Consider the following 26372-nt stretch of genomic DNA (forward strand, 5'->3'; position numbering starts at 1 on the left):
GCTGACGCGGACGGGTGGCGAGCCCGTTCTCATGGGGCGACGATCCCGTGCTCGGCGGAGCGGTCCACGAGTCCCCGTTCTACGCTGTGGCCTCCACCCGTCGAAAGGGGCGTCGTGCCTCGACCGTCGATCAGTGAGCTCGCCGACAGTCTCGTCGCGTCGTGCGGCGAGGTCGTCGGTGAGATCCAAGCGCATGCCGGAGCCCGGTGGGCGCTGGTGCGGGTCGCCTCGCAACCCGACCCGGTGAAGGTCAGCGTCGACATCCGAGGCCTCGAGCAACGCCTCGACCGAGCCGTCGCCGGCGGCGCACGCGACGGCTTCCCCGACGTCGACGCCAGGACCGCCGCGCGGCGGCTCGCCTCAGTCAACCTCGACGAGGAGATCGACTCCGCGCACGCCGTCGTCTACGAGGCCGGGCTCGACCGGCAGGGCCGCACCTGGCGGCGCACCGGCGAGCCGGTCGACCCGCCCGCCGACCTCCCGCCCGGCGACTACCGCTGGTCGGCGAGAACCCGGACCACCCCGCCGTCGCCCTGACGCACGCGTCCCCGCGTCGTCACGGCCGGAGGGGCGGCTCGCCGTCCGGCCAGACGACGGCCTGCGCGACGTACCCGAGGCCGTCCTTGGTCGTGAGTGCCGGACCGGCGTGCAGCTCGTACCCGAGCTCGAGAGCCTCGCTCACACGCTCGCAGAAGGCGGCGTCGTCGGGCCCGGTCAGGACGCGGTAGCGCGGATAGCGGGTGGAGTCCACCGCTGCAGGATATCGACCGCCCGTTCACGGAGGAACGGACGCCGTGTCCCGGCCGAGCACGGGATCTTCGCCCCGCGACGACGGGGTCGCCGTCCGTCCGCGCGAGCGGACGGACGGCGACCCCGTGTTCGGCACCAGGGGTGGTGGCCGGTGGTGACGGCGGTCAGGCCTGGTTGGAGAACGCCGCGTCGAACGACGCGGTCGGCTGCGGCCAGAGCAGCGACCGTACGAACCTGACGGCCTGGGCCGCGCCGTGCAGGCGGTCCATGCCGGCGTCCTCCCACTCGACCGAGATCGGCCCGGCGTACCCGATGGACTCGAGCGCGCGGAAGGCGTCCTCCCACGGCACGTCGCCGTGGCCGGTCGACACGAAGTCCCAGCCGCGCCGCGGGTCGCCCCACGGCAGGTGCGAGCCGAGGACGCCGGCCCGCCCGTTCGCGGGGCGCATCCGGGTGTCCTTGCAGTCCACGTGGTAGATCCGGTCCGCGAACTCGACGATGAACCCGACGGGGTCGATCTGCTGCCACATCATGTGCGACGGGTCCCAGTTGAACCCGAACGCCTCCCGGTGGTCGATCGCCTCGAGGGTCCGCACGCTCGACCAGTAGTCGTAGGCGATCTCGGACGGGTGCACCTCGTGCGCGAACCGCACGCCCTCGCCGTCGAACACGTCGAGGATCGGGTTCCACCGGGTGGCGAAGTCCTCGTACCCGGCGTCGATCACCGCCGCGGGCACGGGCGGGAACTGCGCGACGTACGGCCAGATCTTCGACCCGGTGAACCCGACGACGACGTCCACCCCGAGCTTGCGGGCGACGCGCGCGGACCGCTTCATGTCCTCGGCCGCACGCTGCCGCACGCCCTCGGGGTCCCCGTCGCCCCACGTGGACGGCCGGACGATCGCCTGGTGACGGAAGTCGATCGGGTCGTCGCACACCGCCTGGCCGGTCAGGTGGTTGGAGATCGCGAAGACCTGCAGCCCGTGCCGGTCGAGGATCTCGCGCCGCGAGGCCACGTACGCGTCGTCGGTGTCGGCGCGCTCGAGGTCGAGGTGGTCACCCGACGCCGCGATCTCCAGGCCGTCGTAGCCCCACTCCGAGGCGAGCCGCGCGACCTCCTCGAACGGCAGGTCGGCCCACTGGCCGGTGAACAGGGTGACCGGGTGGGTGGCGGGACGGGACTCAGGGTGGCTCATCGTTCTCCTCCGGGTACGTCGATCCAGGCACCGGCGTCGGCGGCATCCATGACCGCCTCGGTGACGCGCGCGGCGCGCAGGCCGTCGGCAAAGCGTGGCAGCCCCTCGGGGGCGGCGCCCCGGACGGCCGCGTAGGTGTCGGCGACGAAGCCGTCGAACGCGTCCTGGTAGCCCTGCGCGTGGCCTGCGGGGACCGTGACGAGCCGCGCGGCGTCGGGCGCGAGCTGGTCGGCGTCCCGCGGGACGATCGTCGTCCCGGCCCTCCGCCCGACCCACAGCGTCTCGGGCTGCTCCTGGTCGAACGCGAGCGACTCGCCCGTGCCCGCGATCTCGAGGTGGAGACGGTTCTTTCGACCCGGTGCGACCTGGGACACGAGCAGCGCCCCGACCGCGCCGCCGTCCGTCTCGAGCGTGACGGCCACGGCGTCCTCGGTCTCGACGGCCCTGTGCCGGGCACGTTCGGGCAGGAACGTCCGCTTGGTCGCGGCGACGCGCCGCACGCGGTCTCCCGTGACGAACTCGAGCAGGTCCACGAGGTGCGAGCCGATGTCGGCGAACGCCCGCGAGCGCCCGCCCGTGTCCGGGTCGACCCGCCAGTCGTCGTCGGCGGACGTGAGCAGCCAGTCCTGCAGGTACGAGCCGTGCCACGTGAGCACGGTCCCGGCCTCGCCGGACCGGACGCGGGCGCGGGCCTCGCGCACCATCGGGTGGTAGCGGTACACGAACGGGACGGTCGCCGTCCGCCCGGCCGCCGCTCCGCCCGGGGCGACGAACGCGGCCAGCCGGGCTGCGTCGTCGGGCGTGGTGGCGAGGGGCTTCTCGCACACGACGTGCTTGCCGGCCGCGAGCGCAGCCTCGGCCTGGGCGGGGTGGAGCGCGTTGGGTGTGGTGACGTGCACGACGTCGACGGCGTCGTCCGCGAGGAGCTCGTCGAGCGAGGCGTAGGCGCGGTCGAAGCCGAGGCGGGACGCGGCGTCGGTGGCCCGCTCGGGGCTCGACGACGCGAGGCCCACGAGCCGTGCCCGGGCGGCGCGCGCAGCCCGGGAGTGCACGGTCGCCATGAACCCGCCGCCGACGACGGCGACACCGACGCGCTCGTCCGCACCCGGCACCGGGGGCTGAGCCGGTTCGAGCGGGCTCATGCCTCGAGCGTCCGGGCCGTCGGGTCCCAGTCCGCGGGCAGGGCGGGCGCGAGCTCGACGGTGCTCGCGACCTCGACGACCGTCCCGGACGTCGCGGCCTCGATGGTCGAGACCATGATGTCGAGCACGTGGAACGCCTGCTCGCCGCTCGCCCGCTCGGGCACGCCCGCGCGCACGGCTCGGGCGAGCTCGAGCACGCCGATCCCGCGGGTGCGGGTCACGCCGGTGGCGGCGATCGTCCGTGTGCCGCCGTCGTGCACGACGAGCTCGCCGTCGAACGTGTTGGGGTCGGGCACGACGAGCGTCCCGGTCGATCCCGCGACCTCGAAGCTGGTGCGCCCGAGCTTCGAGTCGAAGCTGAAGATCGACTGCGCGCTCCGGCCGCTCTCGAACTGGAACAGGGCTCCGACGTGCGTCGGGACGGTGACGTCGAACTGCTCGCCGGCGCGCGGGCCCGAACCGATGGTCCGCCGCTCCGACGCCTTCGACACCTGTGCGCTCACGGACGCGACCGGGCCGAACAGCTGGACGAGCGCCGTGAGGTAGTACGGGCCGATGTCGAACAGCGGGCCCGCGCCCTCCTGGAACAGGAAGTCCGGGTTCGGGTGCCACGACTCCGGACCGGGGCTCTGCATGAGCGTGAGCGCGGTGAGGGCCTCACCGATCTCTCCCGACTCGACCAGCCGCCGGGCCGACTGGATCCCGGCGCCCAGGAAGGTGTCGGGTGCGGTCGCGACCCGCAGGCCGGCGTCGTGCGCGGCCTCGAGGAGCTGGCGTCCGCTCGCCCGGTCGAGCGCGAAGGGCTTCTCGCTCCACACGTGCTTCCCGGCCGCGAGGGCCTGGAGCGCGACGTCGACGTGCACCGCGGGGATGGTGAGGTTGACGACGATCTCGACGGCGTCGTCGGCGAGGAGCTCGTCGACCGTGCCCGAGGCCGGGACGCCGTACTTCTCGGCCTGGGCGCGGGCGCGCTCGGTGTCGAGGTCGGCGACGAACCGCACGTCGAGGTCGGGGAACGCGGTGAGGTTGCCGAGGTACTCGGTGCTGATGACGCCGGCGCCGATGACGCCGACGCCGACACGTCCCGAGCGACCGGTGCGGCTCGTACCGTTCTCGCTCATGCCAGGTCCTCCGCGACGAGGTAGGCGATCGAGTCGGCGACGGCCTGGAACCGGTCGCCGCGGGAGTCGTCGAGCTCGACGACCCGGAGCGCGTCGGGCCGGGCCGCGATGATGTCGCGCACGGGCAGGCTGCCCTGCCCGACGGCGACCTGGTCGAGCACGTCGGGAGTTCCGGGCCCGTCCTTGACGTGCAGGGCGACGACGCGGTCGCCGAGGCGCTCGAGGAGAGCGACGGGATCGGCGCCGCCGACCGCCACCCAGTAGGTGTCCACCTCGAGCGCGACCTGCTCGGGCAGGTGGGACGCGAGAAGCTCGAGCGCCGTCTGCCCGTCGAGCACGCTCGCGATCTCGTGCGCGTGGTTGTGGTAGCCGACGCGCAGGCCGTACTCGGCGGCGACGTCGGCGGCGGCGACGAGCTCGTCGGCGATGCGCCGGACCTCGTCCGCGTCCTGCCAGCGCTCCGGCGGGGTGAACGGGTCGATGATCGTGCGGACGCCGAGCTCGCGGGCGCGGTCGAACGCGGGGCGGGGGTCGGCGCCGAGGAACCCCTGGTGCGCGGTCGGCGCGGCGAGCCCCGCACCGGCGAGGCCGTCCGCGAGGCCGTCGAAGCTCAGGATGCCGAAGGGCTCGACCTGCTCGAGCCCGAGCTCGGCGAGCCGCGCGAGCGTGCCGGGAAGGTCGGCGGCGAGCGCCTCGCGCACGGTGTAGAGCTGGACCGAGAGCAGAGGGTGCCCCTGCTCGGCCGGTGCTGTCTGGGGTGCCTGCTGGTTCACGGAGGCTTCGTCCTCTTCGTCGAGTGGGTGCTGCTGCGGGCCGACCGATGGTCGTGCGGACATTCCAGCACCGCTTCTGTCGATCGTCAATCAAAAGTCGCTACGTGTGCGTCAGAACTCGTCGATCGTGGTTGAATGTGCCGCGTGACAGGGCCCGAGACCGACGAGCCGCTGGTCGCGCCCGAGGCCAGGGCGCTGCTCGCCGTCCTACGCGAGGCCGGACCCCTCACCCGCGCCCAGCTCGCCGAGCGCACCGGACTCGCCCGGACCACGCTCACCGCACGCCTCGAGACGCTCCTGGGCGCCGGCCTCGTGGTGCCCGCCGGGGGCGCCGCCTCGCGCGGCGGCCGACCACCCGGGCTGCTCGCCTTCCGTACCGACGCGCGCCTCGTCGTCGGCATCGACCTCGGCGCCACGCACGCCGTCGTCGGGCTCGCCGACCTCGCGGGCGCGGTCGTGGCGTCGCGCGCCGAACGACTCGCCGTGACGGAAGGGCCCGACGCCGTCCTCGGTCGCGTGAGCGAGCTGGCACGCGAGCTCGTCGACGCCTCGGGGCGCCCGTGGAGCGACGTCGTCGGCGTCGGCGTCGGGCTGCCCGGCCCCGTCGAGCACTCCACCGGCCGCCCCGTGCGACCACCGATCATGCCCGGTTGGGACGGGTTCGACGTGCCCGCCCTCCTCCGCGAGCGCCTCGGCGTGCCGCTCGTGCTCGTCGACAACGACGTCAACCTGCTCGCGCTCGGCGAGCACACCTCGGCCTGGTCCAGCACGGACGACCTGCTGTTCGTCAAGGTCGCCACCGGGATCGGTGCGGGGATCGTCGCCGGGGGCCGGCTCCAGCGCGGCGCCCAGGGCTCCGCCGGCGACCTCGGTCACGTACGCGTCCCGTTCACGCGCGACACCCCGCCCCATGGGGACGCCGACGCCGATCTCGAGGCCCTCGCGAGCGGCCCGGCGGTCGCCCGCGCGCTGCGCGAACACGGTGTGCCTGCGCACGACGCGGACGACGTCGTCGAGCTCGCCCTGCGCGAGCGGCCGGAGGCCGTCCAGGCCCTGCGCCAGGCGGGGCGTGACCTCGGCGAGGTGCTCGCGACCGTCGTCAACCTGCTCAACCCGGGCGTCATCGTCGTCGGGGGGACGCTCGCGCGCGCGGGCGAGCACCTGCTCGCCGGGGTGCGGGAGACGGTCTACGGACGCTCGACCGCGCTCGCGACGCGCGACCTCACGATCGTGCCGGCCACGTCGCGCGAGACGGGCGGCGTGCTCGGCGCGGCCGTGATGGTGAGCCAGCACGTGCTGGACGGACCCGCCGAGCGCTGAGCGCGCCTCAGGCGCCCGCGGTCCGCTGCCGCGACTGCTCGATCCTGCTGTCGAGCTCGTCCGCGAACGCCCGGACTTCGACCTTGTGCGGCGTCGACGCCACGAGGGCGTCGAGCTGGATCCGTGCGTCGAGCGGGCGCTCGGCGTCGAGGGCCGCGAGGACCACCTGCCGCCCGGCCTCGGCGACGTGCTCGCGCGGACGCCAGTGCCCGACGCCCAGCCCCAGCGCGTCGACCGGCATGCCCGCCTCGCGCAGCAGCTCCAGACCGTTCGCCAACGCCTGACCCGACGGGTCCCGCTCGGCCGCCGTCGCCAGACGGCGCAGCGTGCCCTCGTGGTCGTCGCCGATCGACAGCCGGGCCAGCTCGATGAGCGGGTACCAGGCCTTCGGGTTGCCCGCCAGCTCCTCGGCGAGCGCCCACTCCGCGAGGTCGGCCTCGCGGCGCCGGGTCGGCACCGCGCCCTCCGCCGCGAGCGGGTCCTCGTCGACGTGCGCCTGCGACGCGTGGCGCCGCACGATCTCCGCGAGGGCCTGGAAGGCGCGTTCGTCGTTGGGGTTCTCCGACAGCACGGCCCGCAGCGCGTCCTCGTGGACCGTGTCGCCGCGGCGGCGCGACGAGCTCGGGCGCCGCGTACCGACGGTCGACGCGGAGCCGGAGCGTCGAAGCAGCTGACGCAGACGGGGCATGAGGGCCATACCTCCGACCCTAACCTCTTGAACGGTCCATGACCCGACTAGGGGCCGAACCTGAGGACGCAGGCAACTTTCGAGAGGGGCGTCGGAGCCGCCAGTTTGTGGACCGTCCACAATCGCGTCCGTATGCTCTACCCGTGCCGACGACCGGGAGCCCCGACAACCTGCAACGCGTCAAGGACGCCAGCGGCCTCCTCACGAGCGCCACCCTGCGCCGCATGGAGTCGGAGCTCGAGTGGTACCGCGGGCTCTCGGCACAGGAGCGGTCCTGGGTCGGCCTGCTCGCCCAGTCGGCGATCACCGCGTTCACGCAGTGGTTCGCGGCCCCCGACCGACCCCCGCACGGCGCCAACGAGATCTTCGCCGGAGCCCCGCCCGAGCTCGCACGCTCGATCTCCCTGCAGCACACGCTCCAGCTCGTCCGGATCGGCGTCGAGGTGGTCGAGCAGTACTCGGACCAGCTGGCGATCCCGGGCACCGAGCGCGACCTGCGCGAGGCCGTCCTGCGTTACTCGCGCGAGGTCGCGTTCTCGGCCGCCGAGGTCTACGCCCGTGCCGCCGAGGTGCGTGGGGCGTGGGACGCCCGGCTCGAGGCGCTCGTCGTGGACGCGCTCCTGCGGGGCGAGAGCGAGGGCGGCGACCGGTCGCTGCGATCCCGGCTGTCCGCGCTCGGCTGGAACGGTCGCGGCGCGGTCCTCGTCATGGTCGGCCCCGCCGTGGTCCCGCTCGACGAGGTGCGGACCGCCGACCTGCGGCGGGTCGCCCGGCGCGCTGCGGGCGACGCGCTCGTCGGCATCCACGGCGACCGGCTCGTCGTCGTGCTGGGCGGCCGGGAGGGCGACGGCGAGGGGCTGGTCTCCGCGGCCACGGGCCTCCTGTCGCGCTTCGGCGACGGGCCGGTCGTGATCGGGCCCGTCGTCGACGGTGTGGACGACGCCGGGCGGTCCGCCCAGGCGGCGCTCGCCGGCCTGGCCGCGGCACCCGCGTGGCCCCAGGCGCCTCGCCCCGTCCTCGCCGACGACCTGCTCCCCGAGCGCGTGCTCACCGGCGACGCGAGCGCCCGCCGCACCCTCGTCGCCCAGGCGTACCGCCCGCTCGAGGAAGCCGGCGGCTCGGTGCTCGAGACGCTGTCCGCCTACCTCGGCACCGGACGTTCGCTCGAGGCCGCCGCGCGCACCCTCTACGTCCATCCCAACACCGTCCGGTACCGGCTGCGCAAGGTCTCGGAGATCACCGGGTGGGACCCGCTCGACGCGCGCGAGTCGTTCGTCCTGCAGGTCGCGCTCGCGCTCGGGCAGGTCGAGGGCCCACGCCGCGGACGCTGACGACACCACGAGCCCCGTTTGTAGGGTCACTACAAGCCGCATTCTCAAGGTTCGTGCGCGTCGCGACGGCGCTCGACGCACCCGACGGGGCATGGTGGTGAGGTGCTCGCCGTCGTCTGCCCTGGACAGGGCTCCCAGACCCCCGGAATGCTCGCCCCCTGGCTCGATCTGCCCGGACTGAACGAACTCCTCGGCTCGTGGTCCGAGCTCGCGGGCGTCGACCTCGTCGCCCACGGCACGACCTCCGACGCCGACACGATCCGTGACACCGCGGTCGCCCAGCCGCTCATCGTCGGGGCGTCGCTGCTGTCCGCGCACGCGATCCTCGGCGACGACCTCGGGGTCGTCGACGTCACCGCGGGACACTCGGTCGGCGAGTTCGCCGCCGCCGCCCTCGCCGGCGTCCTCAGCCCGGAGCAGGCCATCAGGCTCGTCGGGGTCCGCGGCGCCGCGATGGCCCGCGCCGCCGCCGCCGAGCCCACCGGGATGAGCGCGGTCCTCGGTGGCCAGGCCGACGATGTCACGGCGCGGCTGGACGAGCTCGGCCTCGTCGGGGCCAACGTCAACGGGGGCGGGCAGGTCGTCGCGGCGGGGGCGCTCGAAGCCCTCGCAGCCCTTGCCGCCGAGCCCCCCACCCGAGCCCGCGTGATCCCGCTCCAGGTCGCCGGCGCCTTCCACACCGAGACCATGCGACCCGCCGTCGCCGAGCTCCAGGCGGCCGTCGACGCGCTGCCCGCTCCCGACGGCGACGGCGCGCCCCGTGTCGCTCTCCTGTCCAACGCCGACGGCGCCGTCGTCGACGGCCGCGACGACGCGCTCGCCCGCCTCGTCCGCCAGGTCGCCAACCCCGTGCGCTGGGACCTGTGCCAGGCCACGCTGGCCGAACGCGGCGTCACCGGCCTGCTCGAGCTCGCGCCCGGCGGTGTCCTCACCGGCCTGGCACGGCGTACCCTGCCGGGGGTGGAGGCGTTCGCGGTGAAGTCCGCCGACGACGCCGACGCCGCCCGCGCGTTCGTCGCCCGCCACGCCGGCGCAGGCACGAGCAGCGACGGCTGACGCCCCGGCGGCAGACGCCGCACGGCGCGGACCACTTCCCGCACGACAGCAGTACCGGCTCACAGGCAGCCCGGCCACCCGACCCGTCAGGTAGCCGGACCTGCCGGCCCGGACCTCGGGTCGCCACCGACCGCACAACACAAGGAGAAGCACACGATGGCCTACACCGAAGAGGAAGTCCTCGCCGGCCTCGCCGAGATCGTCGCCGAGGAGTCCGGTCAGCCGGCCTCCGCCGTCGTCCCGAGCGCGTCGTTCACCGACGACCTCGACATCGACTCGCTGTCGATGATGACGATCATCACGCACGCCGAGGACAAGTTCGACGTCCGCATCCCCGACGAGGACGTCAAGAACCTGTCCACCGTCGGTGACGCCGTCGCGTACATCGCGAAGGCCCAGGCCTGACGCGAAGCACGACGGGGCACCCGCCCCACCCCGTCGCGGCGGGCGCGCACCCGCGCCCGCCGCGACGTGTCCCCGGACCGTGACACCCCAGGAGACCCGATGACCCCCCGAACCGACGTCGTCGTCACCGGACTCGGCGCCTTCACCTCGCTCGGCGTGGACGCGCCCAGCACGTGGCAGGCCGCCCTCGCCGGGACCTCCGGTGCCCGGACCCTCGACAACGACTGGGCCGAGACGTACGGCATCCCCGTGAACTTCGCGGCCACCGTCGTCGGCGACGTCAGCGAGCGGCTCACGCGTCCGGAGACCAAGCGCATGGACCCGTCCGCGCAGTACGCCCTCGCGTCCGCGCGTGAGGCCTGGGCCGACGCCGGCACCCCCGACGTCGACCCCGAGCGGCTCGGCTCCGTGGTGTCGTCCGGCATCGGCGGCATCATCACGACCCTCGACGCGTGGGACACGCTGCGCGAGCGCGGCGCCCGGCGCATGCTGCCCACGACGGTGCCCATGCTCATGCCGAACTCCCCCACCGCGTACATCTCCCTCGACTTCAACGCCCAGGCCGGCGCGCACGCGCTCGTCTCCGCCTGCGCGTCCGGCGCCGAGGCCATCGGGTACGGCGTCGAGATGATCCGCACCGGCCGCGCCGACGTCGTCATCGCCGGTGGCACCGAGGCGGTCGTCCACCCCATGCCCATCGCGTCGTTCGCGGCGTCGCGCACCCTGTCGCTGCGCAACGACGACCCCGCCGCCGCGTCCCGGCCGTACGACGTCGACCGCGACGGGTTCGTCATCGGCGAGGGCGCGGCCGTCGTCATCCTCGAGTCCGCCGAGCACGCCGCCGCCCGCGGCGCCCGCGTCTACGCGAAGATCGCCGGCGTCGGGCTCTCCGCGGACGCGTACCACATCACGTCCCCCGAGCCCGAGGGGCGCGGCCAGATCCGCGCCATGCGGTCCGCCCTCGACGACGCCGGCGTCACCGCCCGGGACGTCGTCCACGTCAACGCGCACGCCACCTCCACGAAGGTGGGCGACATGATCGAGGCCCGCGCCGTCCGGCACCTGTTCGCGGCGGAGGCCGACCACATCGCCCTCTCCGCGACCAAGTCCATGACCGGGCACCTCCTCGGCGGCGCCGGGGCGCTCGAGACCCTGTTCACCGTCAAGGCCGTCGCCGAGCGCAAGGCGCCGCCGACCATCAACGTCGACAACCCGGACCCCGAGCTCGACGTGCCCCTCGTCCGCGACACCCCGGCCGACCTGCCCGCCGGCGACATCGCCGCCGTGAACAACTCGTTCGGCTTCGGGGGCCACAACGTCGCGCTGGTCGTGACGAACGCCTGAGGCACGTCGCACGAAGGCCCGCGTGGTCACCGTCGGGTGATCCACGCGGGCCTTCGTCGCTGCGAGCCGCGGACGTGCGCCGAGTCAGCCCACGCGGTGCAGCCACCGCACCGGTGCACCGGCGCCCGCGTAGCGGAACGGCTCGAGCTCCTCGTCCCAGGCGCGTCCCAGCGCCAGGTCCAGGGCGTCACGAAGGGCACGCTGGTCGTGCTGCTCGACGAGCGCAGCACGGATCCGGTCCTCGGGCACGACGATGTTCCCGTGCACGTCGGTCACGGCGTGGAAGATCCCCAGCGACGGCGTGTGGGACCACCGGGCGCCGTCCGCGCCGGCACTCGGTTCCTCGGTGACCTCGTAGCGCAGGTTCGCCCAACCGCGGAACGCGGAGGCGAGGCGTGCGCCCGTCCCCTGCGGCCCCTGCCAGGAGTGCTCGGCACGCAGCAGCCCGGGCCCGGCCGGCTGCTCGATCCAGTCGAGGGCCACCCGGCCGCCCAGGACGTCGCTCGCCGCCCACTCCAGGTGGGGGCACAGGGCGCGGGGCGCGGAGTGCACGAAAAGCACACCGCGGGTGATGGCACCTGCCATGTCGTCCTCCCAGGGTCGAGGTTCGCCTTCCCCAACGGCCTCGCCTGGACTGCGTCACGGCAACGGGATCTGGGCCCGTGCACGGCGTTCTTCGCACCATTGTGCCCGACGACGGGCGGGCGCGCGAGCAGGAAACGCGGAGCTCAGAGCTGCTCGCGCAGCGCGCGCATCGCCTTCTTGCGGACGGCTCGGTCGAGGCGGTCGAGGTAGAGCATCCCGTCGAGGTGGTCGGTCTCGTGCTGGAGGCAGCGTCCCATGAGCTCGGTGCCCTCGACGACGACCTTCTTCCCGTCGAGGTCGATGCCCTCGACGCGCGCGTACCAGGCGCGCCGGGTGGGGAACCACAGACCGGGCACCGAGAGGCAGCCCTCGTCGCCGTCCTGGTACTCGTCCTCGGAGAGCTCGACGATGCGCGGGTTGAGGACGTAGCCGATCTCGTCGTCGATGTTCCACGAGAACGCCCGCAGGCTGACGCCGATCTGGTTGGCGGCGAGCCCCGCGCGCCCTTCGTCGTCGACCGTCTCGAGGAGGTCCTCCACGAGGGCGCGGACGCCGTCGTCGATGTCGGTGATCTCGGCGCACGGGGTGCGCAGGACGGGGTCCGGGAGGGTGCGGATCTCGCGCATGGCCATGGCCCGCATTGTTTCACGAGCGGGGCCCCGCCCGAAGGTCACGACTCGGGCACGACGCTCCGGGGGACTTGACGCCGCTCTTTGTTCGATGAATACTCCTAACTCATCGAAGCGCTTCGACGAAGCGCTTCGACACGGATCCGGACTCGACGAGGAGGATGCATGGCCACCATGCAGGACGTCGCCCGCCACGCGGGCGTCTCCCTCTCGACCGTGTCCTACGCCCTCAGCGGCGCGCGCCCCATCGGCACCGAGACCCGCGCCCGGGTGATGGCCGCCATCGAAGAGCTCGGGTTCGAGCGCAACGCGGCCGCCCGCAGCCTGGCTGCGCGCCGCAGCCACGTCCTCGCGCTCGTCCTGCCGACGGTCGCCGGCGGCCTGTCGGGCACGCTCGGCGAGTTCGCCCAAGGCGCGTCGCAGACCGCACGCGAGGCCGGCTACCACCTCGTGATCTGGCCGTTCGACCGCGAGGAGCACGCGGAGGTACGCGACCTCGTGCGGCAAGGGCAGGCCGATGGCGTCCTCGTGATGGAGGTCTCCCTGCACGACGAGCGCATCGACGCACTGCTCGCCTCGAAGGTGCCGTTCACGATGATCGGACGCACCGCGGAGCTCGACGGTCGCTCGTGGGTCGACATCGACTTCGAGCGCACCCTCACCGACGCCGTCGACCACCTGGCCGATCTCGGCCACACGACGATCGCGTTCGTCAACCACTCGCAGCGCTCGCTCGACACCGGCTACGGGCCGACCGTGCGTGCCCGGGACGCGTTCCACGCGGCCGCCGTCGCGCGGGGCCTCCACGCGACCGACGTCACGAGCGACGAGTCGCCGCTGGCGGGACGGCTCGCGACGGGCGCGATCCTCGACGAACGCCCGGACACCACCGCGTTCGTCACCATGAACGAGACCGCGACGTTCGGCGTCACGCAGGCGCTGCGCGACCGCGGGCTCCGCGTACCCGACGACGTCTCGGTGCTCGCCGTCGTGACGTCGCCCGAGGTCGGCGCGATGTACAACCCGCCGCTGACCACCATGCGAGCCCCCGGGCGAGAGCTCGGGCGCCGTTCGGTCGAGGAGCTCCTCGCCGCTCTCGAGGGCACCACCGTGCGCGAGGCTCCACGCCTCGTCACCTGTGTGCTCTCCCCCGGCGCGTCCACCGGATCCGCGCCCAGACGCTGACGCCGCGGGCACCCGCGGCGACTGCACTGCCTCCCACCCTGCGACACCGACGTCCACAGCGACACCCCGACCCCGCAACGACGCACCGCATCGACGCATCGCTGCACCGACGCACCCAACGGAAGGACACACCGTGAAGCGCACGATCACGGCCGGCGCTCTGGCCGCCGCCCTGGCCCTGCCCCTGACCCTGACCGCCTGCTCCGGCGGCGGCGGGGGTGGCGGCTCCGACGACGCCACCGCCAACGCCGACGGCAAGACACTCACCATCTGGGACTACGAGTCCGACGACTCGGCGATGGGCCAGGCCTGGGCCAAGGCCATCGAGATCTTCAAGGAGAAGCACCCGGGCGTCACCGTGAAGACGGAGTCGCAGACGTTCGAGCAGATCCAGAAGAACGCCAAGATCATCCTCACCGGCGACGACGTGCCCGACGTCATGGAGTACAACAAGGGCAACGCGACCGCCGGCCAGCTCGCCTCGCAGGGTCTGCTGACCCCCCTGACCGACGTCGTGAAGGACCGCGGCTGGGACAAGAAGGTCACGGGGTCGATCGCCACGACCGCGCAGTACGACGAGAACGGCCTCATGGGCGCGGGCGACTGGTACGGCATCCCGAACTACGGCGAGTACGTGACCGTCTACTACAACAAGGACCTCTTCAAGAAGTACGGCGTCGCCGTCCCGACCACGCTCGACCAGTTCACCGCCGCTCTCGCCACGTTCAAGGCCGCCGGCGTGACGCCCCTCAACCCGGCCGGTGCCGAGTACCCCCTGGGCCAGCTCTGGTACCAGCTCGCGCTCACCAAGGCGGACCGGTCCTGGATCGACTCGTACCAGCTCTTCAAGGGCGACCTCGACTGGCAGGGCGAGCAGCTCACGTCCGCGACCGACACGATCAGCGACTGGACCAAGAAGGGCTACATCCCCAAGAACTCGGCCGGTCTGACCGCCGAGGACATGGGCACGTCCTTCATCTCGGGCAAGTACCCGATCATGGTCTCCGGCTCGTGGTGGTTCGGCCGGCTCGTGAACGAGGCGAAGTTCGACTGGGGTCAGTTCCAGTTCCCGGGCTCGAACTTCGCGCTCGGCTCGTCGGGCAACCTCTGGGTCGTCCCGCAGAACGCGAAGAACAAGGGCCTCGCCGAGGACTTCATCGACATCACGCTGAGCGACGAGGTCCAGAACGTCCTCGGGCAGAAGGGTGGCCTCCCGATCGCGGGTGACGCGTCGACCATCACCGACGCGAAGACCAAGACGTTCACCGAGCAGTTCCAGAAGCTCGTCTCGGACGACTCCCTCGCGTTCTACCCCGACTGGCCGGTCGCGGGGTTCTACGACCAGATCGTCAGCGCCCTGCAGTCCGTCGTGAACGGCTCGAAGTCGACCTCCGACGTGCTGAGCCAGCTCCAGAAGCAGTACGAGTCCGGCAAGGACGACCTCCTCAACGGCTGACGCGGCCGGGCCCGGACGCCTCCGCGCGTCCGGGCCCGCCCCCGGCCCCTGCCGCCCGAAGAGAGAGAACCCATGTCTTCCGCACCCGCCACCCTGCCCACGCAGGACTCCTCGGCGCCGCCCACGGCGCGACGTGCCGCCCGGCGCGGCTCCGGTCGACGGCGCTGGGTGCCGTCGACGTACTGGCTGTACCTGATCCCCGGTCTCGCGGCGTTCGTCGCGATCATCGGGATCCCGTTCGTCCTCAACATCTGGTACTCGCTGCACAAGTGGCGCGGCGGCATCACCACGATGACCTGGGTCGGGCTCGACAACTACGCCGACCTCATGCACGACGACCAGTTCTGGCAGTCGTTCCGCAACTCGGTCTGGATGATCATCGCCATGGTGATCATCCCGACGGTGATCGGCCTGCTGCTCGCTTCGCTGCTCTTCGACTACATCGGCAAGCACTTCAACGGTCGCGTCGCGAGCGTCCTTCGCGCCACGTACTACCTGCCGCAGATCCTGCCCGTCGCCGTCGCCGGCATCCTGTGGAACTGGATCCTCAACGCCCAGACCGGCGCCCTCAACCAGATCCTCCACGGGATCGGGATCGAGAACCCGCCCGACTGGCTGGGCAACCCTTCCACCGCGCTGCCGTCGGTCATGCTCGTGCTGATCTGGATCCAGATCGGCTACCCCACCGTGATCTTCATGTCGGCGCTGCAGCGCGTGGACCCCGAGCTGTACGAGGCCGCGGAGCTCGACGGCGCGAACTGGTGGGCGCGGTTCCGGGCGATCACGCTCCCGCAGATCAAGCCGGAGACGTTCGTCATCACGCTGACCTGCACGATCGCGGCGCTCAAGGTCTTCGCGCCGATCTACGTGCTGACGCGCGGCGGGCCCGAGGGCTCGACCCTCGTGCCGTCCTACTACTCGTACCTCAACTTCTTCGACAAGTCGAAGGTCGGGTACGGCGCCGCCGTGGCGACCGTCCTCACGGTCATCATCATCGTCGTCGCCTCCGTCATCCAGCTGCTGCAGAACCGCAGCGCCCGCAAGGAAGAGAGGGGTGCGTGATGGCCGCCGTCACCGAGACCCTGCCCGGCGCCCCCGCGAACGGGACCGGCACCGACACCGGCGAGCGCCGCGGGCGCGACCGGTTCCACCGCGGTCCGCTGCGGTGGGTCCTGCTCGTGGTGGCCGCGATCGTCGCGCTGCTCATGATCGCGCCGTTCGTGATCATGCTGCTCAACACCTTCAAGTCGCCTGACGACTACTCGGCGCACGGGCCGCTGTCGTGGCCGCACGAGTTCTACACGCACGGTCTCAAGGTCTTCTGGGACCGGGTCGACTTCCCCGTGAAGCTGTGGAACTCGATCTGGACGTCCGGCCTCGTCGCGATCTTCGGCGTCGCGCTCTCGCTGCTGTCGGCGTTCGCGATCGGGATCGGCCGCGTCAGGGGCCGGCTCTGGCTGGTCGGGGTCTTCCTGCTCGCGAACATGCTGCCGCAGGAGGTGCTGATCTACCCCCTGTTCCGCATGATGCAGAACATCGGCCTCAACAACTCGGGGTGGTCCATCGTCCTGATCTTCACGGTCATCCAGGCGGCGTTCGGCACGTACCTGCTGTCGTCGGTCCTCGGGACGTTCCCCCGCGCGCTGCTCGAGGCGGCCTCGCTCGACGGGGCGAACCGGTGGCAGATCCTGTGGCGCGTCGTCTTCCCCGTCGTGCGCCCGACGCTGTCGGTGCTGCTCATCTTCTTCTTCATCTGGACGTGGAACGAGTTCTTCATCCCCCTCGTCATGCTCACGACCAACGACACCCAGACCGTGCCGATCGCGCTCGCGTCCCTGCAGGGCGACCGCATGCTCGACGTCCCGACCCTCAACGCGGGCACGCTCGTCTCCCTGATCCCGACCCTGATCTTCTTCCTGTTCTTCCAGCGGACGCTCACCCGCGGCATCACCGCCGGCGCCGTCAAGTAAGGAGCTCCACCCCACCATGAAGTTCACCGACGGCTACTGGCAGCTGCGACCCGGCGTCCAGGTCCTCCACCCGGTCGAGGTCGACGACGTCCGTGCCGACCCCGAGGCGGGCACGCTCACCGTCTGGGCCGCGACCAAGCACGTGCGGGGCCGGGGCGACACCCTGAACCAGCCCCTCGTGACGCTCACCTACTCGAGCCCCGCCGAGGGCGTCGTGAAGGTGCGCGTCGAGCACTGGGCAGGCGCGCGGCGTCGCCACCCCGAGTTCGCGGTCCGCGGGTCCGACGTCGCGGTCACCACCCAGGTCGACGACGAGCAGGCCGTCCTCACGTCGGGCAACCTGTCGGTGCGCGTGCACCGCACCGGACCGTGGCGGGTCGACTTCGAGTCGCGGGGCAAGGTCCTCACCTCCAGCCTGCCGAAGGGCGCGGGCGTGGCGACGACGCCCGAGGGCACGTTCGTCCACGAGCAGCTCGCGCTCGGCGTCGGCGAGAAGGTCTACGGCATGGGCGAGCGGTTCGGTCCGTTCGTCAGGAACGGCCAGACCGTCGACATCTGGAACGCCGACGGAGGCACCTCCAGCGAGCAGGCGTACAAGAACGTCCCGTTCTACGTGACGAGCGCCGGCTACGGGGTGTTCGTCGCGCACCCGGAGCTGGTGTCCTTCGAGGTCGCGTCGGAGATGGTCGAGCGCACGCAGTTCTCGGTCGCCGGCGAGCACCTCGAGTACTACGTGATCGACGGCCCGACACCGAAGGACGTCCTCGAGCGTTACACCGCGCTCACGGGGCGCCCACCGCAGGTGCCGGCGTGGTCGTACGGTCTGTGGCTCACCACCTCGTTCACCACCAGCTACGACGAGCAGACCGTGACGTCGTTCGTCGACGGCATGGCCGAGCGCGACATCCCGCTGTCGGTGTTCCACTTCGACTGCTTCTGGATGCGCGAGTACCAGTGGTGCGACTTCGAGTGGGACCCCCGCACCTTCCCGGACCCCGAGGGCATGCTCGCGCGCTACAAGGACAAGGGCCTGCGCATCTGCGTGTGGATCAACTCGTACATCGGCCAGAAGTCGCCGCTCTTCGCGGAGGCCGCGGAGAAGGGCTACCTGCTGCGGACGACCGACGGCGGCGTCTGGCAGTGGGACCTGTGGCAGGCGGGGATGGGGCTCGTCGACTTCACCAACCCCGCCGCTGCGGAGTGGTACGCGAGCAAGCTCGAGGCGCTCCTCGACATGGGCGTCGACTGCTTCAAGACGGACTTCGGCGAGCGCATCCCCACCGAGGGCGTCGTGTGGCACGACGGCTCGGACCCGCAGAAGATGCGGAACTACTACACGCACCTCTACAACCGCACCGTGTTCGACCTGCTCGCGGCCAAGCGCGGCGAGGGTGAGGCCGTGCTCTTCGCGCGCTCCGCGACCGCGGGCGGCCAGCAGTTCCCGGTGCACTGGGGCGGCGACAACGACTCGACGTTCGTGTCGATGGCCGAGACCCTGCGCGGCGGCCTCTCGCTCGCCATGTCGGGCTTCGGCTATTGGAGCCACGACATCGGCGGCTTCGAGGGCGACCCCGACCCGGCCGTGTTCAAGCGCTGGCTCGCGTTCGGCCTGCTCTCCTCGCACTCGCGCCTGCACGGGTCGGGCTCGGTCCGGGTCCCGTGGGCGTTCGACGACGAGGCCGTCGACGTGACCCGCCGCTTCACCCGGCTCAAGCTCTCCCTCCTGCCCTACCTGGGCGCGGCCGCGCGCGACGTCGTCCGGCACGGGACCCCGGTCATGCGACCGATGGTGCTCGAGCTGCCCGACGACCGTGGCGGCTGGGACGTCGACACCCAGTACCTGCTCGGGCCGTCGCTCCTCGTCGCGCCGGTCTTCAGCGCCGACGGCGACGTCGACGTGTACGTGCCGGAGGGCACCTGGACGTCGCTTCTCGACGGCTCGACCGTGACCGGACCCCGTTGGGTCCGGCAGCGCCACGGCTTCGACTCGCTGCCCCTGCTCGTCCGCCCCGACACGGTCCTGCCGATCGGCGCGGAGGACGGCACGACCGACTACGACTGGGCCGACGGCGTCACGCTCCACCTCGTCGAGCTCGCGGACGGCCACGACGAGGTGCTCGTGGTCCCCGCCGCGGACGCCGGGGTCGGGGCCGACGACGCCGAGTTCCACGTCCGGCGCACCGGGGACGAGGTCGTGGTCACGACGACGTCCGCGCGTGCCTGGGCGCTGCGTCTCGGTGACCGCACGGTCCGGTTCGAGCCCGGGACGACCGAGGGGCGGATCGGTTCGACGGATCTGGCACGATGAGCGCAGCGCACCGGAGCACCGGCCGGCTTCCCGGCCGGCCCCGCACCAGCACCCGAGGAGAAGCATGACCACGCCACGACGGTTCCCCGACGACTTCGTCTGGGGCTCCGCGACCGCCGCGTACCAGATCGAGGGCGCCGCCGACGAGGACGGCCGCGGGCCGTCGATCTGGGACACGTTCTCCCGCACGCCCGGCAAGGTGCTCGACGGCGACACGGGCGACGTCGCGGACGACCACTACCACCGCTGGGCCGAGGACGTGCAGCACATCCGCGACCTCGGGCTCGACGCCTACCGGCTGTCGATCTCGTGGCCGCGCGTCCAGCCCGGCGGGACGGGCGAGTTCAACGAGACCGGCATCGCGTTCTACTCCCGGCTCGTCGACGCGCTCCGCGAGGCCGGCGTGAAGCCGGTCGTCACGCTCTACCACTGGGACCTCCCGCAGGAGCTCGAGGACGCCGGCGGCTGGACGAACCGCGCCACCGCGTACGCGTTCGCGGAGTACGCCCGTCGCATGGCCCAGGAGCTCGGCGCCCGCGTCGACACCTGGACCACGCTCAACGAACCGTGGTGCTCGGCGTACCTCGGCTACGCGTCGGGCGTCCACGCGCCCGGCCGCACGGAGGGCGAGGGCGCGCTGCGCGCCGTCCACCACCTCAACCTCGCCCACGGCCTCGCCGTCCAGGCGATCCGCGACGTCCTCGGCGACGACGCGCGGACGTCCGTCACGCTCAACCTGCACGTCGTGCGCCCCGACACGGACAGCGCCGAGGACGCGGACGCCGTCCGCAAGATCGACGCCCTCGCGAACCGCGCGTTCCTCGGCCCGCTCCTCGACGGCGCCTACCCGGACGACCTCCTCGCAGACACGGCCCACGTCACCGACTGGTCGTTCGTCGAGGACGGCGACCTCGCGATCACGCACCAGCCGCTCGACGTGCTGGGCGTCAACTACTACTCGACGGCCCGCGTCCGCCACTTCGCCGGCGAGGGCGCGCCCCAGCAGAACGACGGCCACGCCGAGTCGGCCGCGACCCCGTGGGTGGGCGTCACCGACGTCGAGTTCCTGCAGCAGCCCGGCCCGTACACCGCGATGGGCTGGAACATCGAGCCGCAGGGCATGACCGACCTGCTGCTCTCGCTGCACGCCACCTACCCGGACCAGCCGCTCATGGTCACGGAGAACGGTGCCGCCTTCGACGACGTCGTCTCGCCCGACGGCGCCGTCCACGACCCCGAGCGTGTCGCCTACCTGCACGACCACGTCGACGCCGTCGGGCGGGCCATGGACGCCGGGGCAGACGTCGGCGGGTACTTCGCGTGGTCGCTGCTCGACAACTTCGAGTGGAGCTACGGGTACTCCAAGCGGTTCGGGATCATCCGTGTCGACTACGACACGCTCGTGCGCACCTGGAAGGACTCGGCGCACTGGTACCGCCGCCTGGCGACCACGCGCACCCTGCCCGGCGTCGACGAGGTCTCCCCCGCCTGACGACACCACTTCGTCCGACACGCCGCCGGCCCGCACCGAGCCCCGCACGGGACAGGGTGCGGGCCGGTACGCTGTCGGCGCGGGCCAGTAGCTCAGCCGGTCAGAGCAGCGGACTCATAATCCGTCGGTCGTGGGTTCAAGCCCCACCTGGCCTACTCGTACGTGCCGAGGCACGCCGCCCCTCGAGGACTCGATGACGCCTGCTCCCGCCTCCGTCGAGGTCTGCACCGCCCACCTGCCTGACGACGCGTGCGACGTCGGGCGACTCCTCGAGGACTACCTGCGACGCACCGAGCGCGAGAAGCACGAGCACCTCGGCGCCGACGGGCCGGGCGCCGGCGCCCCGCTCCAGCCTCGCCACCTCGAGGAGGTGCACGCGCCGGCGGAGGCGTTCGCGGGCGCACAGATCCTTCTGGCGGGTTCCGCCGGGAGCGCCGTGGGCGTCGTCGTGGTGACGCCGCGTCCCGGAGACGTCGTGGAGCTCAAGCGGTTCTGGGTGGACCCGGCACACCGTCGAGCCGGAGCGGGCGGTGCCCTCCTCGACGCCGCGATCCGTCTGGCGGCGGGGCCTGTCCGGCTCTCGGTGTGGGACTGGCGGGCGGACGCGATCCGCGCGTACACCCGCCGCGGGTTCGCCCCGGTCGCGTCGTGGGAGCCGGACCGTCCACGTCTGGTGTGCCTCGAGCATCGGCCCTGAGACGGGCAGAGAGCCCGCACCCAGCCGGGTGCGGGCTCTCTCCCGCCTCGCGGCGGCGACAGCGCGCGTCAGGCGCCCGGGGTGCCGTGCTCCTCCTGGTAGAACACCTGGTCGGGGCCGTCCCACGTCTCGATCGCCTCGCCGTCGGACCGCATCAGCGCGATCTCGCCCCGGAACGGGCCAATCTCGCCGGACTTGATCCTGGCCTTGACCGCGGCGATCGCGTCGTCGTCGTACTCGGCGCGGACCAGGGTCCCGCGATGGTCCCCGTCGAGGTCACGGATCCAGTACTCGAACATCCCGCTCCTTCCACGGCCGTGCGCTCAGGCGAGCGCGGCGGCCTTGAGCTTGTCGAACTCCGCCTGGTCGATGGCCCCCGAGTCGAGGAGCTGCTTGGCGGTCGCGATCTGGTCGGCAGGCGACGCGCCGGCGACGTCGCGGATGTAGCCGTCGGTCGCCGCCTTGGCCTGCTGCTGCGCCTGGACCTGCCGCTCCGCCATGCCGTTACCGCGCGCGATCACGTACACGAGCGCCGTGATCAACGGGAAGATGATCAGGCAGATCACCCACACCGCCTTCCACCAGCCGGAGAGCTTGTGGTCGCGGAACAGGTCCGTGATGATCATGAACAGCACGACCAGGTACGCGAAGAAGAAGAAGATCTCGACGACGAGCCAGAAGTAGTTCCAGAAGCTCACGGTGTGCCTCCTCGGCAGGGGAAGATGTCCGGGTCGTGCTGCGGCGTCCACCTCACGACGCTTCGGAAACTAGCACCGGACTGGGCGTTTGGCGCGGGAAGCGCCCGGCTCGTCCGCCCGGTTCACCCCAAACGGATGAGCGCCCGCGTTGGTCTGGAGCACCCTGTCCGGGCTGCTAGGCTTTATCCCGCGATCCTGCGTAGCTCAGTTGGCAGAGCATCCGACTGTTAATCGGACGGTCGCTGGTTCGAGTCCAGCCGCAGGAGCTTCGCTCCACGAGTCGAAGGCCCGGAATCCGCGCGATTCCGGGCCTTCGTCGTCCGTCTTCATCCGGTCGGTCCCAGGGTCTGACCAGGGGCGTCTCGTATCCTTGGGCACACTGCCGCACGTCGCCTCACGTCCGCTGGTGCGGCGTCCCGAGCCCACGAGGAGCCATGACCGCACACGCCCGCCGCAGCCGCCGTTCACCGTTCGGCGCCGTCGTCGGGACGGTCGGCGAGATCCTCATCACGCTCGGCGTGATCCTGGGCCTGTTCCTGGTCTGGGAGCTGTGGTGGACGAACGTCCAGTCCGCGCAGGCGCAGGCGAAGGACGTGGCGTCGTTGGGTTGGGCGTACGAGCCTCAGCAGGCGCAGCCGGCAGCCCCGGAGTATCTGACCCCCTCGACGAAGGCGCCCAAGGTCGACAAGGAGCCGGCGCTCCTGAAGACGTTCGCGACCCTGTACGTGCCGCGCTTCGACAAGGACTACGCGAAGACCATCACGGAGGGCACGGACAAGGCGACCGTCCTCGACACCAAGGGCATCGGGCACTACGTCGGCACGGCGATGCCGGGCGGCCTCGGCAACTTCGCGATCGCGGGGCACCGCACCACCTACGGCAAGCCGTTCAACCAGATCAACACGCTCAAGGCGGGCGACCCGGTCATCGTCCAGACCAAGGACGGCTGGTACGTGTACGCGGTGACGGACCACCTCGTCACGGGCTGGCGCGACGGCGAGCAGGTCGCGCCCGTGCCCGGTGACACCACGGGGACGAAGAAGCCCACGAAGCGGCTCATCACGATGACGAGCTGCCACCCGATCTGGCAGCCGATCCACCGGTACATCGTCCACGGCGAGCTCGTCTACTGGGCCCCGCCGGACGGCGACAAGGTGCCGAAGGAGCTCGTGACCGGGAAGTTCGACGCCGGGATGCTCGACGGCATCACCGGCTGAACCGCCGGCGAGCCCCGTCAGGCCACGGACTCCCGCAGCACGCGCCGCTGCTGCTCGACGGCGAGCAGCTCCTGGAACGTCCGGGCATAGGCCTCCGCGTCGGCCGTCGGGTCGGTGCGCTGCAGGCGTCCCCGCAGGTCGGCGATCTGCCGGGTGAGGCCGAGGTCGACGAGCGACCGGACGACGCCCTGCGCGTACGAGGCCAGGGCCTCGGGACGGTCCGCGGGCAGCGGCGTCACGGCGAGCTCGGTGACGAGCGGACGGACCGGTTCGGGCGCCTGCTCCCCCACGAGCTCCACCCACGCCGACTCGGGCTGCCCCGCAGCCGCGGCCAGTCCCCCGGCTGCGCGGACGGCGTCGTGCACGGCACGCCACGCGGGGACCGCGAACGTCTCGGGTCCGAGCGCGTCGAACATCGCGGCGTCGAGCGCGTGCGGGACCTGCAGGACCACCTCGAGCGCCTGCCGTTCGCGCGCCGCGACGGGGTCGCGCGGGTTGGGCCGCACGAGGGTTGGCGCGGGCGGCGCCACGGTCTCCGTCGTGCCCGACGACGCCCCCCGGGCCCCGGCGTCGCGCCCGCTCTCGACCCGCTCCGGCGCGAGGCGCGGGGGCTTGGCCGAGGACACGGCCCGGCGCACCGTGTCGGAGTCCATCCCGAGCCACCCGGCGAGGAGCCGTGCGTACTCGGGCCTGAGCGCCGTGTCCCGGATGCCGGCGACGACGGGCGCCGCCTCGCGCAGGGCCCCCACCCGGCCCTCCGGGGTCGCGAGGTCGTAGCGCGCGATGGTCGAGCGGACGACGAACTCGAACAGCGGCAGACGTCCGTCCACGAGGGCGCGGACCGCCTCGGGGCCGCCCGCGAGCCGCAGCTCGCACGGGTCCTTGCCGGTGGGCTCGACGGCCACGAAGGTCTGGGCGTAGAAGCGCTGGTCCTCGCCGAAGGCTCGCAGCGCGGCCTTCTGGCCGGCGGCGTCGCCGTCGAACGTGAAGATGACCTCGCCGCCGACGGACTGCCCGCTCGCGAGCTGGACCCCGCCCCCCGCGGACGTGTCGCCGAGCAGCCGCCGCACGATCCGGGCGTGGTCCGAGCCGAACGCCGTGCCGCACGTCGCGACCGCCGTCGTCACCCCCGACAGGTGCGCGGCCATGACGTCGGTGTAGCCCTCGACGACGACCGCCCGGCGCTGCTTGGCGATCTCCCGCTTCGCGAGGTCGATCCCGTAGAGGACCTGCGACTTCTTGTAGAGCGTCGTCTCGGGGGTGTTGAGGTACTTGGGGCCCTGGTCCTCGTCGAACAGGCGGCGCGCGCCGAAGCCCACGACCTCCCCCGTGACGTCGCGGATCGGCCAGATCAGGCGGCCGCGGAACCGGTCGTACACGCCGCGCTGGCCCTGCGTGACGAGGCCGGCCGCGAGGAGCTCGGCGTCCGTGAAGCCCTTCGAGCGCAGGTGGCGGTGCAGGTTGTCCCAGCCCTGCGGCGCGAACCCGACGCCGAACGTCTCCGCGTCGGCGCGCTCGAAGCTGCGCTCGGCCAGGAAAGCGCGCGCCGCGGCGGCTCCGGGACTGACGAGCTGCTCCGTGTAGTAGGCCGACGCCTGGCGGTTCGCGTCGAGCAGGCGCTGCCGACGGCCCGGCTCCTCGCGCGTGCGCGGGCCGCCGCCGTCCTCGTAACGGAGCTGGATCCCGACCCGACCGGCGAGGTACTCGACGGCCTCCGTGAACCCGAGGCCGTCGACCTTCTGCACGAACGAGATGACGTCACCGCCCTCGCCGCAGCCGAAGCAGTGCCAGCGGCCCACCTGGGGCCGCACGTGGAAGGACGGGGTGCGTTCGTCGTGGAAGGGGCACAGACCCTTCATCGAGCCGACCCCGGCAGGGCGCAGCGTCACGTGCTGGCCGACGATCTCCTCGATCCGCGTGCGGTCGCGGACGGCGTCCACGTCCTCGCGTCGGATCCGGCCTGCCACCCCCTCATCCTAGGTGCGCGCGGACGGGCTCGCGCCGACGGTCCCCAGCCCGCGGCCGGCCCGTACCGGACCTCCGCCGTCGGCGACCCGTCCGGGCCCGAGCGCCGCGAGGCTCGCCGCGCACCGGCGCGCGTACGCCCCGGGCGTCGTGCCGGTCGCCGTCACGAAGTCGCGGGTGAAGTGCGCCTGGTCGTAGTAGCCGACATCCTCCGCGAGCGCCGCGAGGTCCTGGGCCGGGTCGACGGCGAGGAGCTCGGCGGCACGGTGCACCCGCTGGCGTTGCAGCACCCACTTGGGCCCGACGCCGACGATCCGCTCGAACGCGCGCTGCAGTCCCCGTACGGAGACCGCGAGGTGCCGCGCGAGCACGTCGACCGTCTCCCCCGGCCCGACGGCGTCGCGTGCGGCCTCGGCGGCGGCCGTCACCAGCTCGAGGTCGCGCCACGCGCGCCGGGCGGCCGGTGCCGCGCGGCGCGCCGCGACCACGGGGCGCAGCAGGTCGTCGAGACGCGCGACGGCGTCGTCGACCCGGCTCTCCAGGCCGTCCTCCACCGCGGCCGCCCCGACCGCGTCCGCTGCGGGACCGAGGACGACGGCCGCGGCCAGGGTCCGCGCCACCATGCCCGGCGCGGCGCGCGGTCCCGGTGCGAGGGTCTCACCACCGCTCAGCACCGCGAAGGCGCCCGGGCGGAGCATCGCTGCGACGGCGACCCCGTGGCCGGTGAGGCGGCGCTCGTCGACGCCCGGGACGAAGCCGTGCGCCGCGAAGCCGTGCGGCTCGGCGACGACGTTCACCACGGGGTGCGCGATGACCGGCTGGACGTGGGACCGCTCGCCCAGGTTCCAGTGGCTCACCCAGTACCAGCCGACGACGTCCGCGAGGTCGGCCGACGGGGAGCGGCGGTCGAGGGTGAACCAGGCGCGTGCCCCTGTCGGGTCGACGATGCCGTCGGTCGAGCGCGCGCCGCCTGCGCCCGCCTCGGGGGCGGTCGGGACGTCGTCGAACACCTGTCGCATTCCTGCAAGACTGCCAGGTGGCGCC

Annotated in this window: 26 protein-coding genes and 2 tRNA genes; 16 read left to right on the plus strand and 12 right to left on the minus strand. The window is 72.5% G+C overall.

The window, feature by feature from the left end; translation table 11 throughout:
* Nucleotides 1–114 precede the first annotated feature (114 nt).
* Complete coding sequence (locus KDY119_RS10640; RefSeq protein WP_036949754.1) at nucleotides 115–537, plus strand: hypothetical protein; 423 nt, start codon at nucleotides 115–117, stop codon at nucleotides 535–537.
* Between the two features lie 19 nt (nucleotides 538–556).
* On the opposite strand, the gene KDY119_RS10645 is transcribed toward KDY119_RS10640, so the two are convergent.
* From KDY119_RS10645 to KDY119_RS10665, 5 genes are all read right to left on the minus strand, one after another.
* Nucleotides 557–751, minus strand: a complete 195-nt coding sequence (locus KDY119_RS10645; RefSeq protein WP_036949751.1) for a DUF1737 domain-containing protein — start codon at nucleotides 749–751, stop codon at nucleotides 557–559.
* Nucleotides 752–914: 163 nt separating this feature from the next.
* Nucleotides 915–1946, minus strand: coding sequence for a sugar phosphate isomerase/epimerase family protein (locus KDY119_RS10650; protein WP_036949748.1), 1032 nt, complete (start codon nucleotides 1944–1946; stop codon nucleotides 915–917).
* Entirely contained in the window at nucleotides 1943–3088 is a 1146-nt protein-coding gene (locus tag KDY119_RS10655) for a Gfo/Idh/MocA family protein (protein ID WP_051136491.1), read from the minus strand. The genes KDY119_RS10650 and KDY119_RS10655 overlap by 4 nt, the downstream gene beginning before the upstream one ends.
* A complete protein-coding gene (locus KDY119_RS10660; protein ID WP_036949743.1) occupies nucleotides 3085–4209 on the minus strand; it encodes a Gfo/Idh/MocA family protein in 1125 nt (374 codons plus the stop codon). Before KDY119_RS10660 ends, KDY119_RS10655 begins: the two co-directional genes overlap by 4 nt.
* Nucleotides 4206–4982 carry a sugar phosphate isomerase/epimerase family protein gene (locus KDY119_RS10665; RefSeq protein ID WP_227994300.1) on the minus strand — a complete coding sequence of 259 codons (777 nt, stop codon included), beginning with the start codon at nucleotides 4980–4982 and terminating at the stop codon, nucleotides 4206–4208. The genes KDY119_RS10660 and KDY119_RS10665 overlap by 4 nt, the downstream gene beginning before the upstream one ends.
* A 135-nt stretch (nucleotides 4983–5117) precedes the next feature.
* Between KDY119_RS10665 and KDY119_RS10670 the strand changes: the two genes are divergently transcribed.
* Nucleotides 5118–6302 carry an ROK family transcriptional regulator gene (locus KDY119_RS10670; RefSeq protein ID WP_153022292.1) on the plus strand — a complete coding sequence of 395 codons (1185 nt, stop codon included), beginning with the start codon at nucleotides 5118–5120 and terminating at the stop codon, nucleotides 6300–6302.
* Between the two features lie 7 nt (nucleotides 6303–6309).
* Here KDY119_RS10670 and KDY119_RS10675 read toward each other — a convergent pair whose 3' ends face one another.
* Complete coding sequence (locus KDY119_RS10675; RefSeq protein WP_036949737.1) at nucleotides 6310–6999, minus strand: hypothetical protein; 690 nt, start codon at nucleotides 6997–6999, stop codon at nucleotides 6310–6312.
* A gap of 134 nt (nucleotides 7000–7133) precedes the next feature.
* Here KDY119_RS10675 and KDY119_RS10680 point away from each other — a divergent pair, with 134 nt between their 5' ends.
* The 4 genes from KDY119_RS10680 to KDY119_RS10695 all read left to right on the plus strand — a co-directional run bounded on the left by KDY119_RS10680 (nucleotide 7134) and on the right by KDY119_RS10695 (nucleotide 11126).
* Nucleotides 7134–8321, plus strand: coding sequence for a PucR family transcriptional regulator (locus tag KDY119_RS10680; protein ID WP_227994302.1), 1188 nt, complete (start codon nucleotides 7134–7136; stop codon nucleotides 8319–8321).
* A gap of 102 nt (nucleotides 8322–8423) precedes the next feature.
* A complete protein-coding gene (locus KDY119_RS10685) occupies nucleotides 8424–9377 on the plus strand; it encodes an ACP S-malonyltransferase (protein ID WP_036949729.1) in 954 nt (317 codons plus the stop codon).
* A gap of 156 nt (nucleotides 9378–9533) precedes the next feature.
* Complete coding sequence (locus KDY119_RS10690) at nucleotides 9534–9782, plus strand: acyl carrier protein (RefSeq protein WP_036949727.1); 249 nt, start codon at nucleotides 9534–9536, stop codon at nucleotides 9780–9782.
* A 99-nt stretch (nucleotides 9783–9881) separates the two neighbouring features.
* The gene (locus tag KDY119_RS10695) at nucleotides 9882–11126 is read left to right on the plus strand and encodes a beta-ketoacyl-[acyl-carrier-protein] synthase family protein (protein ID WP_036949724.1); all 1245 of its coding nucleotides are present in this window, start codon (nucleotides 9882–9884) and stop codon (nucleotides 11124–11126) included.
* 84 nt (nucleotides 11127–11210) lie between these two features.
* Here the strand turns inward: KDY119_RS10695 and KDY119_RS10700 are convergent, their stop codons facing one another.
* Both KDY119_RS10700 and def read right to left on the minus strand, forming a co-directional pair.
* A complete protein-coding gene (locus KDY119_RS10700) occupies nucleotides 11211–11711 on the minus strand; it encodes a DUF3145 domain-containing protein (RefSeq protein ID WP_036949721.1) in 501 nt (166 codons plus the stop codon).
* A 143-nt stretch (nucleotides 11712–11854) separates the two neighbouring features.
* Nucleotides 11855–12343 carry a peptide deformylase gene (gene def / locus KDY119_RS10705; RefSeq protein ID WP_036949716.1) on the minus strand — a complete coding sequence of 163 codons (489 nt, stop codon included), beginning with the start codon at nucleotides 12341–12343 and terminating at the stop codon, nucleotides 11855–11857.
* A 162-nt stretch (nucleotides 12344–12505) separates the two neighbouring features.
* Between def and KDY119_RS10710 the strand changes: the two genes are divergently transcribed.
* From KDY119_RS10710 to KDY119_RS10745, 8 genes are all read left to right on the plus strand, one after another.
* Nucleotides 12506–13525 carry a LacI family DNA-binding transcriptional regulator gene (locus KDY119_RS10710; protein WP_051136490.1) on the plus strand — a complete coding sequence of 340 codons (1020 nt, stop codon included), beginning with the start codon at nucleotides 12506–12508 and terminating at the stop codon, nucleotides 13523–13525.
* A 133-nt stretch (nucleotides 13526–13658) separates the two neighbouring features.
* Nucleotides 13659–14981 carry an ABC transporter substrate-binding protein gene (locus tag KDY119_RS10715; RefSeq protein ID WP_036949711.1) on the plus strand — a complete coding sequence of 441 codons (1323 nt, stop codon included), beginning with the start codon at nucleotides 13659–13661 and terminating at the stop codon, nucleotides 14979–14981.
* Nucleotides 14982–15053: 72 nt separating this feature from the next.
* A complete protein-coding gene (locus KDY119_RS10720; RefSeq protein ID WP_085998014.1) occupies nucleotides 15054–16043 on the plus strand; it encodes a carbohydrate ABC transporter permease in 990 nt (329 codons plus the stop codon).
* A complete protein-coding gene (locus KDY119_RS10725; protein ID WP_083890799.1) occupies nucleotides 16043–16951 on the plus strand; it encodes a carbohydrate ABC transporter permease in 909 nt (302 codons plus the stop codon). Before KDY119_RS10720 ends, KDY119_RS10725 begins: the two co-directional genes overlap by 1 nt.
* A 16-nt stretch (nucleotides 16952–16967) precedes the next feature.
* Entirely contained in the window at nucleotides 16968–19259 is a 2292-nt protein-coding gene (yicI, locus tag KDY119_RS10730; RefSeq protein WP_051136489.1) for an alpha-xylosidase, read from the plus strand.
* Between the two features lie 64 nt (nucleotides 19260–19323).
* The gene (locus tag KDY119_RS10735) at nucleotides 19324–20751 is read left to right on the plus strand and encodes a GH1 family beta-glucosidase (RefSeq protein ID WP_036949710.1); all 1428 of its coding nucleotides are present in this window, start codon (nucleotides 19324–19326) and stop codon (nucleotides 20749–20751) included.
* A gap of 81 nt (nucleotides 20752–20832) precedes the next feature.
* Nucleotides 20833–20906, plus strand: a tRNA-Ile gene (locus KDY119_RS10740).
* Between the two features lie 38 nt (nucleotides 20907–20944).
* Entirely contained in the window at nucleotides 20945–21448 is a 504-nt protein-coding gene (locus KDY119_RS10745; RefSeq protein ID WP_051136488.1) for a GNAT family N-acetyltransferase, read from the plus strand.
* 68 nt (nucleotides 21449–21516) lie between these two features.
* On the opposite strand, the gene KDY119_RS10750 is transcribed toward KDY119_RS10745, so the two are convergent.
* Both KDY119_RS10750 and KDY119_RS10755 read right to left on the minus strand, forming a co-directional pair.
* Nucleotides 21517–21747 (minus strand): hypothetical protein, encoded by a 231-nt coding sequence (locus KDY119_RS10750; protein WP_036949708.1) that lies wholly within the window; start codon nucleotides 21745–21747, stop codon nucleotides 21517–21519.
* A 24-nt stretch (nucleotides 21748–21771) separates the two neighbouring features.
* Nucleotides 21772–22146: an SHOCT domain-containing protein gene (locus tag KDY119_RS10755; RefSeq protein ID WP_036949705.1), complete on the minus strand. Its 375-nt coding sequence runs from the start codon at nucleotides 22144–22146 to the stop codon at nucleotides 21772–21774.
* 193 nt (nucleotides 22147–22339) lie between these two features.
* On the opposite strand from KDY119_RS10755, the gene KDY119_RS10760 reads away from it, so the two are divergent.
* Both KDY119_RS10760 and KDY119_RS10765 read left to right on the plus strand, forming a co-directional pair.
* A tRNA-Asn gene (locus tag KDY119_RS10760) sits at nucleotides 22340–22412 on the plus strand.
* Between the two features lie 168 nt (nucleotides 22413–22580).
* The gene (locus KDY119_RS10765; RefSeq protein WP_036949703.1) at nucleotides 22581–23363 is read left to right on the plus strand and encodes a class E sortase; all 783 of its coding nucleotides are present in this window, start codon (nucleotides 22581–22583) and stop codon (nucleotides 23361–23363) included.
* A gap of 17 nt (nucleotides 23364–23380) precedes the next feature.
* Here KDY119_RS10765 and dnaG read toward each other — a convergent pair whose 3' ends face one another.
* Nucleotides 23381–25330: a DNA primase gene (gene dnaG, locus KDY119_RS10770; RefSeq protein ID WP_153022294.1), complete on the minus strand. Its 1950-nt coding sequence runs from the start codon at nucleotides 25328–25330 to the stop codon at nucleotides 23381–23383.
* Between the two features lie 9 nt (nucleotides 25331–25339).
* Entirely contained in the window at nucleotides 25340–26338 is a 999-nt protein-coding gene (locus KDY119_RS10775) for an AraC family transcriptional regulator (protein ID WP_194174171.1), read from the minus strand.
* Between the last annotated feature and the right edge of the window lie 34 nt (nucleotides 26339–26372).

The sequence above is a fragment of the Luteimicrobium xylanilyticum genome, from assembly GCF_009429125.1.
GTDB classification, from domain to species: Bacteria; Actinomycetota; Actinomycetes; order Actinomycetales; family Cellulomonadaceae; genus Luteimicrobium; species Luteimicrobium xylanilyticum.

What these genes read in the sequence shown, in the direction of transcription:
- KDY119_RS10670 (WP_153022292.1), top strand. Translation starts at nt 5,118, where the DNA reads ATGTGCCGCGTGACAGGGCCCGAGACCGACGAGCCGCTGGTCGCGCCC.
- KDY119_RS10725 (WP_083890799.1), top strand. Translation starts at nt 16,043, where the DNA reads ATGGCCGCCGTCACCGAGACCCTGCCCGGCGCCCCCGCGAACGGGACC.
- yicI (WP_051136489.1), top strand. Translation starts at nt 16,968, where the DNA reads ATGAAGTTCACCGACGGCTACTGGCAGCTGCGACCCGGCGTCCAGGTC.
- KDY119_RS10720 (WP_085998014.1), top strand. Translation starts at nt 15,054, where the DNA reads ATGTCTTCCGCACCCGCCACCCTGCCCACGCAGGACTCCTCGGCGCCG.
- KDY119_RS10710 (WP_051136490.1), top strand. Translation starts at nt 12,506, where the DNA reads ATGGCCACCATGCAGGACGTCGCCCGCCACGCGGGCGTCTCCCTCTCG.
- KDY119_RS10655 (WP_051136491.1), bottom strand. Translation starts at nt 3,088, where the DNA reads ATGAGCCCGCTCGAACCGGCTCAGCCCCCGGTGCCGGGTGCGGACGAG.
- KDY119_RS10735 (WP_036949710.1), top strand. Translation starts at nt 19,324, where the DNA reads ATGACCACGCCACGACGGTTCCCCGACGACTTCGTCTGGGGCTCCGCG.
- KDY119_RS10695 (WP_036949724.1), top strand. Translation starts at nt 9,882, where the DNA reads ATGACCCCCCGAACCGACGTCGTCGTCACCGGACTCGGCGCCTTCACC.
- KDY119_RS10660 (WP_036949743.1), bottom strand. Translation starts at nt 4,209, where the DNA reads ATGAGCGAGAACGGTACGAGCCGCACCGGTCGCTCGGGACGTGTCGGC.
- KDY119_RS10750 (WP_036949708.1), bottom strand. Translation starts at nt 21,747, where the DNA reads ATGTTCGAGTACTGGATCCGTGACCTCGACGGGGACCATCGCGGGACC.
- KDY119_RS10745 (WP_051136488.1), top strand. Translation starts at nt 20,945, where the DNA reads ATGACGCCTGCTCCCGCCTCCGTCGAGGTCTGCACCGCCCACCTGCCT.
- KDY119_RS10690 (WP_036949727.1), top strand. Translation starts at nt 9,534, where the DNA reads ATGGCCTACACCGAAGAGGAAGTCCTCGCCGGCCTCGCCGAGATCGTC.
- KDY119_RS10765 (WP_036949703.1), top strand. Translation starts at nt 22,581, where the DNA reads ATGACCGCACACGCCCGCCGCAGCCGCCGTTCACCGTTCGGCGCCGTC.
- KDY119_RS10650 (WP_036949748.1), bottom strand. Translation starts at nt 1,946, where the DNA reads ATGAGCCACCCTGAGTCCCGTCCCGCCACCCACCCGGTCACCCTGTTC.
- def (WP_036949716.1), bottom strand. Translation starts at nt 12,343, where the DNA reads ATGGCCATGCGCGAGATCCGCACCCTCCCGGACCCCGTCCTGCGCACC.
- KDY119_RS10700 (WP_036949721.1), bottom strand. Translation starts at nt 11,711, where the DNA reads ATGGCAGGTGCCATCACCCGCGGTGTGCTTTTCGTGCACTCCGCGCCC.
- KDY119_RS10675 (WP_036949737.1), bottom strand. Translation starts at nt 6,999, where the DNA reads ATGGCCCTCATGCCCCGTCTGCGTCAGCTGCTTCGACGCTCCGGCTCC.